The 14,995-nt window shown below is 59.2% G+C and carries 14 protein-coding genes and 3 pseudogenes; 9 read left to right on the top strand and 8 right to left on the bottom strand.

Features of this window, described 5'->3' with window-relative positions:
• Positions 1–168 (top strand): annotated as a pseudogene (locus tag NKH29_RS07375) (transcriptional regulator); the annotation flags it as partial.
• A 429-nt stretch (positions 169–597) separates the two neighbouring features.
• On the opposite strand, the gene NKH29_RS07380 reads toward NKH29_RS07375, so the two are convergent.
• Positions 598–1,521 (bottom strand): glycoside hydrolase family protein, encoded by a 924-nt coding sequence (locus NKH29_RS07380; RefSeq protein ID WP_352999306.1) that lies wholly within the window; start codon positions 1,519–1,521, stop codon positions 598–600.
• Between the two features lie 645 nt (positions 1,522–2,166).
• On the opposite strand from NKH29_RS07380, the gene NKH29_RS07385 reads away from it, so the two are divergent.
• The 3 genes from NKH29_RS07385 (at position 2,167) to NKH29_RS07395 (ending at position 4,608) form a co-directional block, all read left to right on the top strand.
• Entirely contained in the window at positions 2,167–3,114 is a 948-nt protein-coding gene (locus NKH29_RS07385; RefSeq protein ID WP_245278503.1) for a glycosyltransferase family protein, read from the top strand.
• Positions 3,115–3,116: 2 nt separating this feature from the next.
• Positions 3,117–4,259, top strand: coding sequence for a UDP-galactopyranose mutase (glf, locus tag NKH29_RS07390; RefSeq protein WP_352589208.1), 1,143 nt, complete (start codon positions 3,117–3,119; stop codon positions 4,257–4,259).
• 259 nt (positions 4,260–4,518) lie between these two features.
• Positions 4,519–4,608 (top strand): hypothetical protein, encoded by a 90-nt coding sequence (locus NKH29_RS07395; protein WP_352494395.1) that lies wholly within the window; start codon positions 4,519–4,521, stop codon positions 4,606–4,608.
• Between the two features lie 49 nt (positions 4,609–4,657).
• On the opposite strand, the gene NKH29_RS07400 is transcribed toward NKH29_RS07395, so the two are convergent.
• The 4 genes and pseudogenes from NKH29_RS07400 to NKH29_RS07415 all read right to left on the bottom strand — a co-directional run bounded on the left by NKH29_RS07400 (position 4,658) and on the right by NKH29_RS07415 (position 6,915).
• Positions 4,658–5,824, bottom strand: a complete 1,167-nt coding sequence (locus NKH29_RS07400) for a beta-glucosidase (protein ID WP_352999307.1) — start codon at positions 5,822–5,824, stop codon at positions 4,658–4,660.
• A complete protein-coding gene (locus tag NKH29_RS07405; RefSeq protein ID WP_023717093.1) occupies positions 5,821–6,093 on the bottom strand; it encodes a cell division topological specificity factor MinE in 273 nt (90 codons plus the stop codon). The genes NKH29_RS07400 and NKH29_RS07405 overlap by 4 nt, the downstream gene beginning before the upstream one ends.
• A pseudogene (locus NKH29_RS07410) lies at positions 6,090–6,203 on the bottom strand (septum site-determining protein MinD); the annotation flags it as partial. The gene NKH29_RS07405 and the pseudogene NKH29_RS07410, both read right to left, overlap by 4 nt.
• Positions 6,204–6,390: 187 nt before the next feature.
• The gene (locus NKH29_RS07415) at positions 6,391–6,915 is read right to left on the bottom strand and encodes a YciE/YciF ferroxidase family protein (RefSeq protein WP_352494317.1); all 525 of its coding nucleotides are present in this window, start codon (positions 6,913–6,915) and stop codon (positions 6,391–6,393) included.
• Between the two features lie 784 nt (positions 6,916–7,699).
• Between NKH29_RS07415 and NKH29_RS07420 the strand changes: the two genes are divergently transcribed.
• The 4 genes and pseudogenes from NKH29_RS07420 (at position 7,700) to NKH29_RS07430 (ending at position 11,577) form a co-directional block, all read left to right on the top strand.
• A complete protein-coding gene (locus NKH29_RS07420; RefSeq protein ID WP_352589202.1) occupies positions 7,700–8,626 on the top strand; it encodes an NAD(P)/FAD-dependent oxidoreductase in 927 nt (308 codons plus the stop codon).
• A 1,589-nt stretch (positions 8,627–10,215) separates the two neighbouring features.
• A pseudogene (locus tag NKH29_RS32590) lies at positions 10,216–10,382 on the top strand (PIN domain-containing protein); the annotation flags it as partial.
• Positions 10,383–10,604: 222 nt separating this feature from the next.
• Complete coding sequence (locus tag NKH29_RS07425) at positions 10,605–10,817, top strand: DUF982 domain-containing protein (protein ID WP_352814477.1); 213 nt, start codon at positions 10,605–10,607, stop codon at positions 10,815–10,817.
• A 4-nt stretch (positions 10,818–10,821) separates the two neighbouring features.
• Positions 10,822–11,577: a PTS sugar transporter subunit IIA gene (locus NKH29_RS07430; protein WP_352999309.1), complete on the top strand. Its 756-nt coding sequence runs from the start codon at positions 10,822–10,824 to the stop codon at positions 11,575–11,577.
• A gap of 120 nt (positions 11,578–11,697) precedes the next feature.
• Here the strand turns inward: NKH29_RS07430 and NKH29_RS07435 are convergent, their stop codons facing one another.
• Positions 11,698–12,054, bottom strand: coding sequence for a hypothetical protein (locus NKH29_RS07435; RefSeq protein WP_023717087.1), 357 nt, complete (start codon positions 12,052–12,054; stop codon positions 11,698–11,700).
• Positions 12,055–12,400: 346 nt separating this feature from the next.
• Positions 12,401–13,225, bottom strand: a complete 825-nt coding sequence (locus tag NKH29_RS07440; protein ID WP_352494320.1) for a 5'-3' exonuclease — start codon at positions 13,223–13,225, stop codon at positions 12,401–12,403.
• Between the two features lie 825 nt (positions 13,226–14,050).
• On the opposite strand from NKH29_RS07440, the gene NKH29_RS07445 reads away from it, so the two are divergent.
• Positions 14,051–14,338, top strand: coding sequence for a hypothetical protein (locus NKH29_RS07445; RefSeq protein ID WP_352483875.1), 288 nt, complete (start codon positions 14,051–14,053; stop codon positions 14,336–14,338).
• A gap of 152 nt (positions 14,339–14,490) precedes the next feature.
• Here NKH29_RS07445 and NKH29_RS07450 read toward each other — a convergent pair whose 3' ends face one another.
• Positions 14,491–14,805: a hypothetical protein gene (locus NKH29_RS07450; protein WP_023717084.1), complete on the bottom strand. Its 315-nt coding sequence runs from the start codon at positions 14,803–14,805 to the stop codon at positions 14,491–14,493.
• Positions 14,806–14,995 lie beyond the last annotated feature (190 nt).

The following is a 14,995-nucleotide window of genomic DNA, read 5'->3' on the forward strand; positions in this document are numbered from 1 at the left end:
AGGATTTCCGAAACCGGCCTCGCCGCACTCGATCTGAAGAGCCATCATTCAATCCGCGTCCGTATCGGCGTCAAGGACGACGCCAGGCGCCCCGGCGGGATCAACATTTTCGGCAAGGGCTTTGGAAATTACGATCAGGACATCCTGCTCAGGATCAAAACCGGTTGATATCATCGATCCCGGTTTGAAAAATAGTGAACCCAATTTCAGCTGCTTCCTTTCATCTAGCCAACTCGCATCCAATGGTCAGACTTGCGGCTATCTTGTCACCGGCGCTGAGAAACCGATTGGCACGACTGGTCTCACCGAGGAGTTCGAAGAGAGAATTTAAATGTATTATCTGACGACCAGCTTACCTTGATCCATTTTATACTCTCAACCTGCCTCGTCGCAGGCTTCGCCGACTGCCTACGTCATCCGCCTGGGACATCTAGCCCATCCGTTATCGCTTGACGACCATTGATCCGAAACGGCGACTGGCAGCACCATTGTGATGAGCAAGCTTAATCTGTGCCTTTCTTGGGTTTTGTCGGCGTCCGTCGGCAATGCGACCTGGACGAGGTGGGTAGCCCAGCGGCTACGATTGGATCACGTTCTCTAGGCTACTCTGGAAAGTATGTGCCGATCCAAGTCGCACTTGGCCAAGCCATATCGCCAGCGGTGGTTCGTCGTCTCGCGTCTGCTCTGGTAGAACAAAGTCAATTGCCGGCCTTCGATCATTACGGTCGAATGGCCATTCTCGCCGGGCTCACCAGGGTCGAGAACGGGGCCAACGGAAACGTAGGGACCCTTGACGTCATCGGCGATGGCGAAGAAGACGCGCTGCCGGCTGCCGCGCGGACCTTCGGGGAGGAAGCAGGTGGCGTTAAGAAGCACACGACCGTCCGGGAGCTCGACGAGCTGCGCGCCTTCGATCCCCCATTCGTAATCCGGGTGTTCGCGCGCATTGTGATGCGGCACGTCGAGATGATCGAGTATTTTGCCGAGACGTTTCCATGGCCCGAACCAGGAATCGGATTGGCTGCGCGCCAGATAGACATCAGGCTGGGGCACCCTGGTGAATTTTGGCATGCCTGAATAGACGATATAGCGCTTGCCTCCGATGATTGCGGGGTGGGGATCGTAGATGCCGTCCTCATCGGTGTCGGGCAGCGACAATATCGCCGGATTGAGCACGACCCAATGAAAGCCGTCATTGGACACCACGTGCTCGCAACGTCCGCCGGACTTCATGAATTCGGTCTGGATAAACATGTGGAAGACGCCGCACTCATGAATGACGCCGGGCGCCGCAATGCCCGATCCGGTTACCGGCAAAACGATCGCCTCGTGCTCTGTCCAGGGTCCATAAAGATCCGGCGCTGTGGCGTGGAGGATTTTCCAGCTCTCGGTTGTGACGGTGCCGCTGGAGCCGAAGACGTGCCAGAGCGTGCCATCGAACACCGGACAAGGGTCCTTCAGATCATCCACCGCCTGCGGGTGAAACAGTGGAAAGACGTTGGTTTCAAAGTCGATCTTCATTCGCAAGCATTCCCGCGATTGTTTCGCGGACCCCTTTCATTTGGACCGTCTGCGTGACTCAGCCGAATCGATTCGCAGCCCTCATTTATAACTCCGCCCATGAACGGTTGTTGAACGATTGAACGATTTCAACCGTTCTGTGGCAATGCGCCACATTTTGGGTGAGGTCACGCACGGCGCGGGGCTTCAGCTTCTGGAGCGGCCATCATGTCAGCCGGATGCAGGGTCGTTCGGCTTGACCTTCTCTGTTGAGCCATGGCCGGAATGGAGCGGACCGCTGGCCTCGCCCGAGACAGTTTGGAACTATGGAACAACTTACTGGGATGAAAGTTATATAGATGGCTGCGAATTTCATTCGAAGCTGCCTCGATTAACGTATGTTAGCCGAGGCAATTTCTAATTGTAACGAAGGATTTCTATATGGAAATGGCGGTGGGCACCTCCCTAAAACCAAACACCACCGTACAGTCGTCAATTTTACTTTGCTTTTCCCACCTCCGATGGAATTTTGTATTCCAAAGACCGCAACAGATTCTGACGCTCGCCTCAAAACAGCAGCAGCTAATTTATTTCGAGGAGCCGATCTTCGACGAAAGGCGCCACGCTTCGACGCGGGTGAACGATGTTTCACCTACGATCAGAATTGTGACGCCGCTGATCCCAGTTGGTACTTCCGCGACCAGGGCGAACGCGATCCAGCGCAGGTTCGTCGATCAGATCCTCGCCTCCACGCCGCATGACCGATTGACGACCTGGTATTACACGCCCATGGCGCTACGCTTCAGCGATCATCTCGCCTGTGACGTCTGCGTCTACGACTGCATGGATGAACTCTCCGCGTTCAAAGACGCTCCCGCAGAGTTGACGCAGTTGGAAAAGGCGCTGTTGCAACGTGCCGATGTCGTCTTCACGGGCGGGCAGAGCCTTTACGAGGCCAAGCGAAGCCTGCATCGTTCGATCTTTGCTTTTCCAAGCAGCATCGACGTTGCACATTTCCATCAGGCGAGAGAGCCGGGTGAGGACCCACTCGACCAGGCCAACATACCTCACCCGAGAGTGGGGTATTTCGGGGTCATTGACGAGCGGCTCGACGTCGAATTGGTAGCGGAGACGGCTGCAGCAATGCCGGACGTGCAATTCGTCATGCTCGGCCCTGTGGTCAAGATCGATCCGGCGAGGCTGCCCACGGCAAGCAACCTGCATTGGCTGGGCGGCAAGTCCTATGCCGACCTGCCACGCTACCTCCGGCATTGGAGTGCCGGCTGGATGCCTTTCAAGCTCAACGAGGCGACACGCTACATCAGTCCGACAAAGACTCCTGAATTCCTGGCGGCAGGACTGCCGGTGGTTTCGACAGCGATCGTCGACGTCGTGCGCACCTACGGCGCCGAAGGCCTTGTCGACATTGTCGACGCCGAGGATGTCGAAGCCAAGCTTCGATCCATCCTGGCGCGTCCTCGCGATTTCCTGGTGGAGAAAGCCGACGCCTACCTCGCCGATATGTCCTGGGAGAAGACCTGGAATGCGATGGCGGCCCACATCCAGCGCGCCCACGCGATGAAGAGCGTCGTGCCGTTGCTGAGGGGAGCGTGAGCATGTTCGACTGGCTGATCGTCGGCGCCGGCTTCGCCGGCAGCGTGCTGGCGGAACGCATCGCATCGCAGCGACAAGAAAGCGTCCTGATCGTCGACAGACGAAATCACATCGGCGGCAATGCGTATGACTGTTATGACGAGGCAGGGATCCTGATCCACCGCTATGGGCCGCACATATTCCACACCAACGCCCAATCGATCGTCGACTACCTGTCGCAGTTCACCGAATGGCGGTCTTACGAACACCGCGTGCTGTCGCTGGTCGACGGAAAGCTGCTGCCGATACCGATCAACCTAGACACCATAAATCGCCTTTACGGCCTTAAGCTGACATCCGAGCAGCTGCAGGAGTTCTTCGCTTCCCGGCGAGAGACGGTGGAAGAAGTCCGCACAGCCGAAGACGTCGTCGTGAGCACCGTGGGCAGGGAGCTCTACGAGAAATTCTTCCGCGGCTACACGAGGAAGCAGTGGGGTGTTGACCCTTCCCAGCTGAGCAAGTCGGTGACGGCGCGAGTCCCAACCCGGACCGATCGGGATGATCGCTACTTTGGCGACACTTTCCAGAAAATGCCGGCAGGCGGGTATACGCGCATGTTCCAGCGCATGCTGGATAATCCCAAGATCAAGATCATGCTGCAGACCGACTACCGCGAAATTCGCGACAAGATCCCCTTCCAGCGGATGATCTATACCGGTCCGATCGACGAGTATTTCGACTGGAAGCTTGGTCGCTTGCCCTACCGTTCGCTGCGCTTTGAGCACACGACGCTTGATTGCGAGGAGTTTCAGCCGGTCGCCGTCGTCAACTATCCGCAGACGGAAAACTACACCCGCATCACCGAGTACAAGCATCTGACCGGACAGAAGAGTCCGAAGACCAGCCTGACCTACGAATACCCCTCGGACATCGGAGATCCCTATTACCCGGTGCCGCGGCCCGAAAACGAGGCGTTGTACAAGAGCTACGAAGCGTTGGCAGCGGCGTGCCCACAGGTCTGGTTCGTCGGACGTCTGGCGACATATCGCTATTACAATATGGATCAGGTCGTCGGGCAGGCTTTGGCGACGTTCGCGCGCCTTCAAAAGAGCATGCCGGTAAACGGCATCGGGCAGATGCCGAGGCAGCGCGAGGCGGCGGAGTGAACGATGCGCCGGGATTAAGCTGCATTCGCGGTGACCATTAACATTTGAGATGGCGCAAAGATCAGCCGAAGCTAATATGCCGTTGGAGGGGTCGTGCGTACGAGACGTTTCACAAAGCCGATAGTCGTTCAACCGGCCGGATCGATCGCGACAGGGTTGTTGTCTCGGTAACGGACGCGGCCGAGGTTCTGCTGAAGGATTGGCCGGAGCCGGCTTGCAAGCGTCGAGACTCGCAACAATCGAGGCGTGCCTTGCCGTCATGCGCGGTGAAAAGTCGCCAAGAGTCGCACGCGAGGCGATCATCGCTGCGGCCAAGGACCCCAGGATCTTTCTCGGTGGACAGATTTAGGCTTACCGCGTTGCCGATGCAGTTAAAGCGCGGCGCACTATCGGCGGGGCTATACCGCGCCTGCTGGCTCGTTGTCGAAGGCCTCGAACAATCGGCGTTGGCGCTCCAACTCGTCGGCAAGCGGCTTGTGAAGAGTGCGCGAGCCGTTCGCATGAATGGTGGAGAACAAGCCTACTTCGGCGTGGCGCGAATTGTCCCAACCGGGGTAGGCCGTCACCGGGTACAGGCATATGCCCTGAATAGGTGCGCCGAGGCTCATCGCATCGCGCACTTCGTCGCAAACATAATGGAGCCAAGCCGGCCGTCCCGACCCCTCGGCGCCGGTCTCGGCAATAATCATCGGCTTCTTGTAGCGCTCGTCGACCTCGACCAGCATTTCCGAAAGCGCCCGGTATTCGTGGTGTCCCATCGGTATCGTTGGCCCATTCAAGTACCATTGGTTGTGCGGATAGAAGTTGAGGCCTATGACGTCGACAAGGTCCTCGCTGCCACCCAACTCCGGCTCAGCGCGCCCGACCAGCATGTCGTAAGCCTCGAACTGGCCCTGACGAGCATTTTCGGCGCGCCGCCGCTCGGCGCGACTGCGGTCACGAGGAGCAATATGGATGAGCGGTTCAGCCCAGATGAACCTGCAACTGGGTTCGGCCTCCCGCATTGCTCTGGTCCCGGCGATCGCTGCCCTGACAAGGTGGCGTTTGAACCATCCGCGCTTATTCTGCCCGGCGCGCGGGAAATAGCCGACCTCCACCGCCCACGCAAAGAAAGAAATTTCGTTGATCGGACACACCAGGGGAGCCACTCCGGTGGCTAAGCGATGAACCCGAACAGCTTCCGCGGCGAAACGGACATAGGCCTCGACAAAGCCGGGGCCACCTTGGTCGACGTGGTCTGGCGAACCATAGTGGAAGATATCCCAGATGACCTGCACCCCGGCCGCCTGGGCTGCTTCGATCACCAACATCCAGCTCGACCAGTCAAAGACTCCCGGCGCTGTTTCGATCAAGTGCCAGCGCAAGCCGTCGCGGATCGTGTGAAGCCCAAGCTCGGCACAGTGGCGATAGTCGCCGGATGCATGGGTGTCATGTGAGGTCGCACGGATCAGATCAAGGCGCACCCCGTCGGCACGTCGATGCGAGGAACACTCGAAACCAGCCATGAAAAAGCTCTCGATGCCAGAAGGATCTGCCGCGGGCCGACGAGCCGGTTCCTCGTTCATACCGGCATCCTGTCGGCCAGGGATGGCGCAAGTACTTGCGTTCGGCGACCGCCCTTTGCCAGGTTCGGTCGCCTCTTCGATTTCGATGAGGCTGCCGTCACGTCGAGGTGTTGGCCTTGCCTGGCGTTCACAGCCATGATTTCCTCGCGCAACACGGAGACGAGATCGGGCTGGTTGCGGTTGCGGCGCTCGTAAGCCAACAGCAGTTGCAAGCGCTCGCGCGCCACGGACGCGCTGCCGCGGCGCTTGAATATATCGAGCAGGTTCATGCTGCCCTCCTTCCCAACAGCCGGTCGAGGAGGCCCCTCCGCTCGAAAGGCAGAATGACCGGCAGGTCCTCGCCCTCGAGTCTTCTTGCTGCGTCGATACAGGCGCGTGCGGCGGGGTTGGTGTTTTTGCATAACCGGCGCGCCCACATTGGTGCGCGTAGTAGTACAATGCGGTTAGAGCCAAAACACGTGTGCTCGACGGGCAAGCGACAGAGGAAATGGCCAAATCCGAATTCGCCCATTGCGCTGCTCACGAAGATGCAAATTTCGGATTGGCCACCCCAGCAATGCGCGACCTCACGCGGCCTGCTGCATTGCCCGTTCGTTGACGCCAGTTTCGCCGAGTTGGGTGAGCGCCTCATCGGTGGCTTTTTCTTCTTCGAGAGTCTGTTCCAGAAGTGGGACTGCGTCTCGTAGGCCGAGCAAGCCCGCCCACGTCACAAGAGTGCCGTAGCGCGCGATTTCATAATGCTCGACCGCCTGGGCTGCAGCCACGAGCCCTGCGTCCAATGCTGGAGCGTCTCCGAATTCTTCCAAAATCTCCTGCCCCTCCTCGATCATGCCATCGATCGCTGGGCACGTCTTACCCTGAGCCCTCTTGCCAAACGCGTCGAAAACCTGCTGCAGGCGCTCGATTTGACCTTCTGTCTCGTCTCGATGCTTTTCGAACGCGGCCTTCAGCTCTTCGGACTCTGCGCCCTTTGCCATTTTCTTTAAGGCGGTCAGAATCTTCCGTTCGACGTAGTAGATGTCCTTCAGACCATCGTAGAAAAGGTCTTCCAAGCCCTTGGAACTGCCCTGTGATCTTCGCGTCGTCGCCATTCTCATCTCCTGTTGAAAGCTATCGATGGATGTACGGCTCTAACGAGGCCAGTGCCTTGTTGTTCCTTCACGATGGCCCCACTGACGCCGACTCATGGTGGCGAGCGGCGTCGCTTGCAGGTCATCAAGATGCGTGGGGCATAAATACGCGGCGGCTATCACGACTTCGTCATCCAGCCGGACGTCGTTACCGTCTTTGCGCGGCTGGTAGCCGCCGAGCACCCTAAAGCCGAACACGGCTCGCCGGCCTTAAGCGGAAATTCCGTGGACACTCTGATCGGCGGCCGCCTCGATCGGGGCACAAGCTCGCTCTTGATCGGCCCTCTCAGGTGTCGGGAAGTCCACCATCGCTTGCTGCTACTCTCACGCGGCGCTCTCAAGGCCGCCTCAAGGTGCGATGGTGGATCCGCGGTTCCGCGGCTGAGCAGGTTGTTTACCTCGACCGGCAGGAGCGAAACGGCCCCGCCGTGGAGCCCCTGAAGCGGCGAGGCTTTGGAACGACATTGCTGGGAAAGGTAGTTGCCGTGCATTGCAATGCAAAGATCGAATTACACTACAACCCCGAGGGACAATCCCGAGGGCCTGCATTTCACCATGGCGTTGCCATTGCGCGAGCCAGGCTCGTGCCAGCATACTCCTGAGCGCCGGGTCGAACGCAACGTGGGAAGCATGCAGCTATGCCCCAGCAACCAATACTTGGTAACCAAATTGGCGGTTCGGCGTTTCCTTTCAACGTGGTCCACGGTGCACTCACGGTGCGGTTTTGCAGTGTCAGGATTTCTGAATGGTCGACAGAGACAAAGCGCGCCGCGATCGGATGTTTGACTCCCTGGTTGTGGGCGGCGGGCCAGCAGGCCTCGTGGCCGCGACCTACCTTGGACGTTTTCGGCGTCGGGTAGTTGTCGTCGATGCAGGTCAAAGCCGGGCAAACTGGATTCCCTTGACGCGCAACTGCCCGGGCTTCCCGCGCGGAATCACCGGCCCTGACCTGCTTCACCGCCTCAAACTGCAGGCCACCCGGCACGGCGCAGATTGGGTGTGCGATACGGTCGTGGGCATTCGCATCGCGGAGAATGGATTTTTAGCGCAGGCTTCATCTCCCATTCATGCCCGCTCACTGCTTATTGCCACTGGTGTCGTCGACAGCCTCCCCGACGTTCCGGGCACCGCCGACATGATTAAAGCCGGAGCCTTGCGATTGTGCCCTATCTGCGACGGCTATGAGGTCATTGACAAACGGGTGGCCGTCATCGGACCGGCCGAACACGCAATGAAAAAGGCGCTGTTCATGCGGACCTTCACTCGAGACGTAACTTTGCTGATTGCTGATGCAGCCCAGCCCAGCCCGGATGACGTTCTTAGGCTAAAAAGGGCTGGAATCGAGTTCGGCGCATGCGCCCGAGACGCAATTTCAGCTGAGGGCCGTCGGGCAGTTGTCGAACTCGTCGACGGCAGGACGCTCTCGTTTGACACCATCTACCCTGCGATGGGGTCGATCATCCGCTCGAGGCTAGCGACCGACCTTGGTGCAGAATGTGACCGAGCCGGCAATCTTGTCGTGGATTCGCACCAGCGCACCGCCGTGCCGGGACTCTATGCAGCTGGAGATGTCGTCGACGAGATCAACCAGCTTGCCGTCGCGTTCGGGCACGCAGCGGTCGCGGCAAGTGACATGCATAACTATCTTGCGAAGGGCGAAGGGGAGCACTGATTGCAGGCTGAAAACACCGCGTAGTGACAGTCCTACGCGAACGGCGTGCCCGGCGCTGACGTTAAGATACCGACAATCACAAACCATTGGGCTGCTGCCATATGTGTCTCTTTCCGATCCTGCTGCCTCGCGCGAACAATTCCGGCAGACCGTTCCCCAAGCAGGAATTCGACCCGACAAGGCCGAGCTGGCTAGCCGTTCGCCGGCGTCATGGCTTTTCTGCAGTCACTGGCCGAAGGGGTGTGGCGGCAAGGCGGCCATTCCAACATTGACGACCTCGTCATGTTGGAGATGATGACGGACGAGATCGACTTGCCGCGCGGAACTCGAGCGGCGATTTCGCCAGGACGAAAATGACCATCCGTTCCCTATCGATCTGCGTCGTGTAGCGCACGCAGCGCTTCGGTTCGACCACGCGTGCTTGCCGTTCCGGCTCCTCTTCGGTGTCGGTTGCACAGGGGTGCCCCCTTGCAGCCTCCAAGCGCACTCCCCGATCCGAGCGGTCTTTGCATCTCGTGCTGCGCGCTCAGCCTCGATCAGTGCTCGTACAGCATCGATGTTCGGTTCTCTCTCACTTGTCTCTTTTCTCAGCCGCGCTCCCCGCCTAGTTAACCGAACCATCGTCGCAAACGGGTGTTCCACCACGACAACAAAAAGCCCGCCGGCCGGAACCGGCGGGCTAAGTGACCCAACAGCGGAACACAATTGCTAGGGGTCGGTGGAGTACGAGATTCCAACCGACGAATGCGCAGAAGGTTCCGCAACTGCTAATGTAACGTAGGAGGAGTTGGGGGAACTGGAATTCCGGTCGTAGACCTGTTCGTATCCGAGCTGCTACACCCGGCCAACGAAGCCCGTCAATGAACGATGGCGGAGCGTGCTGCCCTGCTCCGGCGCACGGCGGCAACAATCAAGACTATCAGCCTGACCGACTATTCCGGATCTCAGCCAATGACAGCGCCTCAGGCGTGTAGCTTTCGACTTTGAGTCGATGGCGGTTGTAGTGGCGATTTTCCGGCCACCAACACGCGAGCTGGAGGGTGGTGAGTGCATCAAGGCCGGCAGAGCGCTGTTGGGCCGAAAGCTGAAACTCCGCCGCCGGCTCAGTACGGCCCACCGCCGAGAGGTATTTATAGCCGCCGGTGGTCGTCTAGCGAGCGCGTGCGAGATGCACTTCCCAAACACGAACGCCCGCTCGGAAACGACGGCTGGATGCTCTGCATAGCCAACGAGATCACAATCTGCGGGCTTCGGGAGCGGGGCTAGTCTCCATGACGTCAGGGCACGCCGCCGCTTCCGGTCTGTCAGCTTGGTGCATGTGTCAACAGTTCGGAGCCGAAGCAGTGCGCCGCCCTCCCAGCCAAAGAAAGTTGGCTCGCCCGACTGGCAGAAGAAGGCCCCGATGCTTCGCGCCTTCGCGGGGCCGTCAGCCAGACCATCGTCGGTGAGCCGCCGAAGGAACATGGCATCGTTGCCGCGCTGCGCCGATCCCGGCTGCCGGAGCCGATCTCCAGGTCAAGATCTGATGCGACATCTGCTCGATACAAACCGACTCGGAGCCCCTGCTCTAAAGGACAGCCGAACGAAACGACCATAACCTTTTCATCTCCTCCCTCACAGTCGCCGAATTCGTCGCGGTGTACTTGAGAAGCTGTCGGGCAAGCGGCGTGACGAACTCGAAAAATGGTTCGCGGCGTCGGACGGTGCGCAGATGCTTTTTGCCGGTCGGGTCCTGTTGTTCGACGAGAAGGATGGTCCGGCGAGGCAAAGAGCCGGGCCCAAGGAGAGCCTGCTCAGCCTCAATCGCATCGGCCAGCGGTTCTTTGAATTCGCCGTGATCCACATTCATGCAACCACTGCCCTTGTCTTCGCGTTTAGCCGCGTTCAATCGTGGGGAGCGACAAGAATGCGGGCCTTCAGTCCAATTACAATTTGCCTCAATCGCAACCTGACGGTGGTCGCGTCCATAGCCGACGCAATGAAGGTGCTTCAGCAGCCATGGCCTAGAATGGGAAAGCCGGGGCGGCTCAAGGCGATCCGAATGGTCGAGGAATCGCTCGCCGGGCATTGCAGCCAGCAAGCTGCGTTCGAGGCCTTCAAGGCGGCCGCGGCTGAACAGGGACTCCTTAGAACAAGAGGGACCAGCACAGGTCTGGGGAAATGTGCGCGGATGGTTGAAGACCTGATGTGAGGTCATGCCGGCCTCGCTAACACTGAAGAGCCACCCACCTGAAGCCCGAAATACTGCCTTCTCCCGCGAGAGCCGAAACGCCTCAAAACGGGCTATTAGCCCGGACGCGAGAAGGCCCTGGCTTCGCGTCCGGGACAGCCACTTATCCGACGGTGAATTCTGCGCTGGCCAAGCAGTGCGCTGCACCCCATTTGCGATCGCGTTTGGGATCCACATTGAGGTTACTCTGACGGTCTGCCCCATCTTGTCAGAAGAAGACATTTCGCTTGACCTTGCGACTAAAGGAAAGCAATCAGCCTTGACAAAAATCGCGATCAGAATTGCGCGAAGAGCCGGGCTTGACGAGCAGGTGGTTCTCCGTAGTCTCTTCGACCGCGAGGATTTCGGCTCGACGGGCATCGGTCGTGGTGTCGCGATCCCTCACGCTCTACTGGGTATGATCTCTTCGCCTGTCGCGTCTTTGACACGCTTGGCCCAGCCTATCGATTTCGACGGCCCCGACGACGACCCAGTCGATCTCATTTACACTGTACTCTGGCCGCGCTCTGCTACTTCCGCCTTCCTCCCTGCCCTTTCGCAAATATGCCGGGTGCTTCGGACATCTCAAGTTCGGGAGCGACTCCGACAGGCACAGTCATCCGATGAGGCCTTGGCGATTCTCGAAACTGAGCCGCTTCCGAGAATTTCACCAAATTTGCATACTTGCCGCGTCGGCGGGGGCTCGCTACCAGCCGATGAGGCGGTCTTCGCGGGGGATTGACGCATCTTCGGGTTCCTTTTCTGCGCGGTAACCCAAACAGAATGTCTGCGTCGTCATTACTCCGAGGCCGCGCCGCGCTCCGGCAACGCGCGGTCTGGTCCCCGCGGGTACTGCGATCGATCAGCCCCGCATCGTTGAGCGTAGGATGGCCTGCATGTGCTCTTTCAAGTCGAGTTCGCCTCGTGCCTCAACAGTCAACAGGTACTCGGCCTTGACCCGGCGGTCGCCTCGGCTGGTCGCAGGATAGGAACAGATGGCCAGCAAGGCTTGCTCTTCAATTCGGTCTGCCGTCTTGCGGTCGTGCCAGTTGCTGCCCGCTCGATGAACAACCCTGTGGAGCGCGGCATAGGCGGTTTCATGCCTTGCGATCAGCGCCTGCAGTTCGCGCGAGATACCTTCGCCTTCAGCAAACGTCGGTTCAATGACAGACGCAACGGCGGTGAACGCAAGAAGTGTACGGCGGGTGACTGCGGGCATGCCTCATATCCTTGCCGTCTGATGAGTGCGGGCACACCATAGCACCGGCGCAGCGTTCGGAGAGATGCTTTGCAACATGACCCTATTTTCTGCTGACAAAACGTTTCCGATCCCGCGGCTGCTCCTCCTGCAATGGCTGGCAGCTTCAGTCTCCTGAAGGTCCCAGGTGGACGCTAGTATGCCATTGAACGCCACCCACAACTCAGATGCTGTGTGAGCGCCTGCCCCCAGCCGGCACATTTGCCTGTGTCTTATTCCAGACTGTTCCCGCGTGCACAGTGCCCCTGTGCGATCGGGAATCGACGCTGGCCTTTTAAAGGCCGCTTCCAGATCTCGCCTCCCGAAGTCAGTTTCGGCGAGCGTTGAGAGCACGTGCGAGGAGCCGGGTGTCAGTTAGCTGGATCACGCACGTCTCGAACGCTTTGGTCGGGCCGCGCCAGCGCAGCTCTTCGACGTCATCGAACAGCCGAGCGTCCGTGCGAAGCGTCGCGAGATTTTTGAATAAAAGCGCGAGCTCTCTACGCTTGCCGAGGGCTTCAGGCGGAAAGCTTTCAAGAGGGCCGTAGCGGCCAAGCAGCCGGGCGGCCGAGACCAGGCCGATGCCTTCGAGACCCGGATAGCCATCGGCGGCATCACCGACGAGCGCGAGGAAATCTGGAATGAGGGCCGGCTCAACTCCGAACTTCTCGCGTACACCCGCGGCATCGCGAATTTTCTGGGTCCTGCGGTCTACCTGGACCACATGGTCACCGCGCACACACTGCGCGAGATCCTTGTCCGGCGTCCAGATGCACACCTTCTGCACGCGCCCATCGGCAGCCGCGCTGTGCGCCGCGGAGGCCAGCGCGTCGTCGGCTTCCAGCTCGATCATCGGCCAGACCGCCACTCCCATCGCCGCCAAGGCTTTCTCGAGGGGGTGAAACTGCGCGAGCAATGCCGGCTCGATGCCATCCCCGGTCTTGTAGCCCGGCCAGAGCTGATTTCTGAACGATTCTACTACATGATCGGTAGCCACCCCAATGTGTGTGGCGCCATTCTCGATCATCTCCAGCACTGTGTTCAGCACGCCGACGACGGCGCCAAACGGCTTGTCTTGGCCGTTGTTGAACCGGCGTTGGCCGTAGAAGTGGCGAAACAGTTCGTATGTGCCGTCTACTAAATGTACGATCATCGCAATCCTCGAGAAACAGCATCCGGCCCCGTCTGCAAAGCTAGACCGACAGTTGGCCTTCTCCAAACCTTCAAGTAGGTGCGCTCGGCCGTGCCCGTACGCCCACCGCAAGCCATGCCTCTCACCGGCACTTAGCAACAGCTTACCTTCAAGGGCAGGCGATATTTCTCGCCCCGCCGCCTCGCTTTTGCGCCAGGCGGCCATTTGGTTCGCGAGAGTATCCCTTCTTCCAAACGCAGCGAAAAACGACTTGGCGATGCTGTCGCGACTAGCGCCGGCCGCGCAGGAGGCAGCCTGGGCCGATATTGCGACCAGCTTGCGATGTGGGGAAGCCCGGACGGGTGGGTTGGCCCGAACACACTGCTCCTGACGACAGAATGGAAATGACGACGTTCAGACGCTCCGATCTGCGGCGGCAGTTCCGTCATGACGATGATATGGAATGCATGCCCCCGGTTTGGGGTTCTCATTCCTGTGACGGCCGGCGAGGCGCACCCCGCCTCTTGAAACCTTCAAACATTTTGCAGTTGTTAGGACTCACCTCGTTGACGCACTTCGACACAAAACCCGATGTCGGTAAATTGCGCAGCTTCGGAGGTGGCACAGGCGCAGCCTCTAGCACCTGGTCTGTGATCGGTCGGGTCCCAAGCCAATTTCCGCCTGCCGCGCTTCACGCTATTGCAAGACGTTCAAATTTCAAATTTGAGCTTCCGCACTCATGCTTTGTCGAGAGTATCTCTTAAAGTCACTTAAACCTTTTGCGCAGTAAGTTTTAGCCGTTCTGAATCGCCGTCGGCGACGATGACGATGAAATAGGAGGACGCAATGGCTCGCAGTCACGTTGAACGTCTTGGTGAGTTCAGGGAAATCCTGGTCGCGACTCGACGCGAAGGAGTCCGTAACGTGCACCATACTCGCGACGCAATGCGGGCAAGTGGCTTTCAGATCGGGGACAGCGACGGCTCCAGCTACGGAGCCGAGATGAAGGTGCTTCAAGAGGAAATTGAGGCAGTCGATCGCGCCATCGAAGACGAGAAGCGGCTGGCTTTGGCCATCGAGGGCGCGGCTCAACCCCGCCGACCGACTAAACCGAGAATCGTGAAGGGAACATAGAGTCAGGTACGGCCCTTGGCGCCGTCGCGTCGATCGCCTGCGGTATGGTGTCGGGCTCGTCGCCGCCGTGGTGCAGCACCCTGACGTCATCCATTGCCATCAAACGTCAGGAAGGGACGGCCGAAGCCGCCTCTGCCGGCGTCGCTGACTGCTCAGCTTTCATCTTCCCCGTCGATTTCGCCGTCTCCATCGTGACGATGCTTCGCTAATCTCGTGAAGGCGTTCTTCAGGTGTCCGAGTACGGCCTGAAACGCGACATTTGGACACGAAATCACGGAGGTCAGCTTCGAGGCGCGAAGCGGGGCGTGGCGGTGGAATATTGCGGCGAGCAGTTCGATAACGATGGCAGCATGGTCTCTGCAATCCTCAAAAATATGAAACGGGTGATGGCAAGCGAGTACAGCCGCGAGCTGTCCCCAAAGGTCTCCAGAGCGCAGCTGCAGCAGGCTCGTCTCGGATTCAGCCAAAGGGGGACCCGTGCCCTACGGCGTCCGGCGAATGTTGCTGGATAAGGATGGGGAGCCCCGTTACGTTCTCGGCTCTGGAGAACAGAAAGGGCTCGCTGGCGAACGTGTTCTCCTTGTCCCTGGCCCGCCAAACGAAATCAGGCTTGTGAGGGGCATCTTCAACATGTTTGTTGCTGAAGGGCAGAGCATG

The sequence above is a fragment of the Mesorhizobium sp. M1295 genome, from assembly GCF_040318135.1.
GTDB lineage: Bacteria > Pseudomonadota > Alphaproteobacteria > Rhizobiales > Rhizobiaceae > Mesorhizobium.

What these genes read in the sequence shown, in the direction of transcription:
- NKH29_RS07380 (WP_352999306.1), bottom strand. Translation starts at nt 1,521, where the DNA reads ATGAAGATCGACTTTGAAACCAACGTCTTTCCACTGTTTCACCCGCAG.
- glf (WP_352589208.1), top strand. Translation starts at nt 3,117, where the DNA reads ATGTTCGACTGGCTGATCGTCGGCGCCGGCTTCGCCGGCAGCGTGCTG.
- NKH29_RS07395 (WP_352494395.1), top strand. Translation starts at nt 4,519, where the DNA reads ATGCGCGGTGAAAAGTCGCCAAGAGTCGCACGCGAGGCGATCATCGCT.
- NKH29_RS07400 (WP_352999307.1), bottom strand. Translation starts at nt 5,824, where the DNA reads ATGAACGAGGAACCGGCTCGTCGGCCCGCGGCAGATCCTTCTGGCATC.
- NKH29_RS07405 (WP_023717093.1), bottom strand. Translation starts at nt 6,093, where the DNA reads ATGAACCTGCTCGATATATTCAAGCGCCGCGGCAGCGCGTCCGTGGCG.
- NKH29_RS07415 (WP_352494317.1), bottom strand. Translation starts at nt 6,915, where the DNA reads ATGGCGACGACGCGAAGATCACAGGGCAGTTCCAAGGGCTTGGAAGAC.
- NKH29_RS07420 (WP_352589202.1), top strand. Translation starts at nt 7,700, where the DNA reads ATGGTCGACAGAGACAAAGCGCGCCGCGATCGGATGTTTGACTCCCTG.
- NKH29_RS07425 (WP_352814477.1), top strand. Translation starts at nt 10,605, where the DNA reads ATGAAGGTGCTTCAGCAGCCATGGCCTAGAATGGGAAAGCCGGGGCGG.
- NKH29_RS07430 (WP_352999309.1), top strand. Translation starts at nt 10,822, where the DNA reads ATGCCGGCCTCGCTAACACTGAAGAGCCACCCACCTGAAGCCCGAAAT.
- NKH29_RS07435 (WP_023717087.1), bottom strand. Translation starts at nt 12,054, where the DNA reads ATGCCCGCAGTCACCCGCCGTACACTTCTTGCGTTCACCGCCGTTGCG.
- NKH29_RS07440 (WP_352494320.1), bottom strand. Translation starts at nt 13,225, where the DNA reads ATGATCGTACATTTAGTAGACGGCACATACGAACTGTTTCGCCACTTC.
- NKH29_RS07445 (WP_352483875.1), top strand. Translation starts at nt 14,051, where the DNA reads ATGGCTCGCAGTCACGTTGAACGTCTTGGTGAGTTCAGGGAAATCCTG.